The 2,410-nt window shown below is 55.9% G+C and carries 3 protein-coding genes; all 3 read right to left on the bottom strand.

Annotation, left to right across the window (positions count from 1 at the left end):
• Positions 1 to 53 precede the first annotated feature (53 nt).
• The 3 genes from NQU42_RS08355 to NQU42_RS08365 are packed head-to-tail and all read right to left on the bottom strand — an operon-like array spanning position 54 to position 2,355.
• On the bottom strand, positions 54 to 677 hold the full coding sequence (locus NQU42_RS08355) for a CDP-alcohol phosphatidyltransferase family protein (RefSeq protein ID WP_296610618.1): 624 nt from the start codon (positions 675 to 677) through the stop codon (positions 54 to 56).
• 11 nt (positions 678 to 688) lie between these two features.
• Positions 689 to 1,879, bottom strand: coding sequence for an aminotransferase class I/II-fold pyridoxal phosphate-dependent enzyme (locus tag NQU42_RS08360; protein ID WP_296610619.1), 1,191 nt, complete (start codon positions 1,877 to 1,879; stop codon positions 689 to 691).
• Entirely contained in the window at positions 1,876 to 2,355 is a 480-nt protein-coding gene (locus NQU42_RS08365) for an Lrp/AsnC family transcriptional regulator (protein ID WP_366070339.1), read from the bottom strand. Before NQU42_RS08365 ends, NQU42_RS08360 begins: the two co-directional genes overlap by 4 nt.
• Positions 2,356 to 2,410: the final 55 nt, after the last annotated feature.

Consider the following 2,410-nt stretch of genomic DNA (forward strand, 5'->3'; position numbering starts at 1 on the left):
TTTCAAGAACCAGTGCTCAGGATGTCTCCTGAGACCCGGCCAGTTGCTCTCGGTCAGGAACCTCCCGAATTTCCTCTCGCATAATTCAGAATCAAAAATACCCTCTGGATCACGGTCAGGTTTGCGAGCAGCGCTGTGATCGTTAATATGAGCACTAGAAGATCTATGCTGTACATCCCTGAGATTATGCATGCGTAGAGGAGCATGAGACGCTCCGCCCTCTCCAGGACCCCACCCATCCTGCTCAGGGCCTCCTGGTCCCTGACCAAACCTCTGTGATCTGCATAGGCCCTTACAAAGCTCGTCATCAGGGATCCGAAGATGAGCAGCGAGAAAAGCAATGAGAGTCTCAGGTCGATGCGATCGCCGAGGAAGAGCATGAGCCCCATGATGAGCAGGATCTCCACATACCGATCCAGGACCCCGTCTATGTATGCGCCGAGAAGCGTGACGGTGCTGGTCGCCCTCGCAACCGCTCCATCGATGACATCCATGGCACCTGCTGCGAGGAACATCAGCAGCCCCTGGATCAGCTCACCTCTTCCAAGTAGCAGCATGCCCGCAAATGCTAATGGCAGAGAGAGCACGGACCACGCTATCGGATGGAGGCCAAGCCTTGCAAAGGGTTTGAGCAGCCCGTCTGTTCTCTCCCTCCTGAGAAGCCGGGATCTGAGCATCAGCCCACCTGCTAAAGCTTGTTCAGAAACGTCTCGATCCTGTCCAGCGCCTCGATCAGCTCCTCCCTGGATGTTGCATAAGAGCACCTCAGGAACCCCTCGCCGCTCTGTCCGAAGACGTTCCCTGGAACGACAGCCACCTTCTGCTCCCTGAGCAGGCGCTCTGCAAATGCTTCTGATGACAGACCGGTATCAATGATCGAGGGAAACGCGTAGAAAGCACCCTGCGGCTCCAGGCACGGCAGACCTATTCTGTTTAAGCCGGATACGAAGAGTCGCCTTCGCAGGTTGTACTCGTGCTTCATCTTGAGCATCTCCTCCTCGCCGCGCACGAGGGCCTCAACAGCAGCCATCTGCGACATTATCGGAGCACAGAGCATCGTGTACTGATGTATCTTGGTCATGGCGCCTATGAGCATCGGATCGCCGAGCGCATATCCGATTCTCCAGCCGGTCATGGCGTGTGATTTCGAGAGGCCGTTGAGTATGATCGTCCTCTCGCCCATCCCATCGAGCTGTGCGAAGCTTGCATGCGTTCCTGAGTACGTGAGCATGCCGTAGACCTCATCAGATATGACGAGAAGATCGTGCTCCACAACCAGATCTGCTATATCCTCAAGATCGCTGCGCGTCATTATCGCGCCCGTCGGGTTGTTCGGATAGCTCAGCACCAGCGCTTTGGTTTTCTCGGTGATCGCCGGCAGGATCGATTCTGGAGTGACCCTGAATCCATCGTCGATCCTGGTGGAGACCTGCCGGGGCACGCCGCCTGCCAGTATTATGTCCGGAACGTATGCGACGTAGCAGGGCTCGGGCACTATCACCTCATCCCCCGGATTGAGCGTCGCCCTGAACGCAAGATCCACGGCCTCGCTCACGCCTGTGGTCACGAGTATCTGATCGCCGGGATCGTAATCGAGGCCCAGCTGCTCCTTCGTGAAATCTGAGATGGCCTCACGCAGCTCGGGCATCCCCTTGTTGGATGTGTATGAGGTGTAGCCAGACTCGAGAGAGTATATGCAGGCCTCCCTGACATGCCACGGGGTGACGAAGTCCGGCTCTCCGACACCCAGGCTTATCGCCTCATCCATCTCGTTCACCAGGTCGAAGAATCTCCGGATACCGGACGGCGGCAGATCCCTGACGGTCCTAGATATATGAGCCTCCGCATTCCATGCTGGAACTTCTCTGAGGATCCTCATGCTGTTATCACCAGTCTCTTGGGCTTGGGCTTATCGGTGAGAATGACACCGTGCTCCTTGTAGCTCTTCAGTATGAAGTGAGTGCATGTCGACTGGACGCCCTCCAGGGGCGCGATCTTCTCCGCCACAAAGAAGGCCACGTCCCTCATCGATCTTCCTCGGACTGTTACCGAGAGGTCGTGATCCCCTGATATGAGCCTCACAGACTGAACCTCGGAGAATCTTGCAATCCTCTCTGCAACAGAATCGTAACCTGTGGATCTCTGAAGGGCCACCTTCAGCTCTATAACTGCGTAAACGTAGCCCTCTGCCGCCTTCTCCCAGTCGATGATAGTGATGTACTTTCTTATGACCCCCGAGTCCTCCAGCTCCTTTATCTCGCGGGCGACATCCTCCTCGGTTCTACCGAGAAGAGCCGCGATCTCCGCTGGCGTGGCCCGCGCATTCTCAGAGAGTATCTGCAAAATCTCGTTCATAAAATCCTGTATAACGATGCACGATCTGATTATAGCCTTTACGCTTGTGGAGACG

Source organism: Methanothrix sp., from assembly GCF_024518575.1.
Classification (GTDB): Archaea; Halobacteriota; Methanosarcinia; order Methanotrichales; family Methanotrichaceae; genus Methanothrix_B.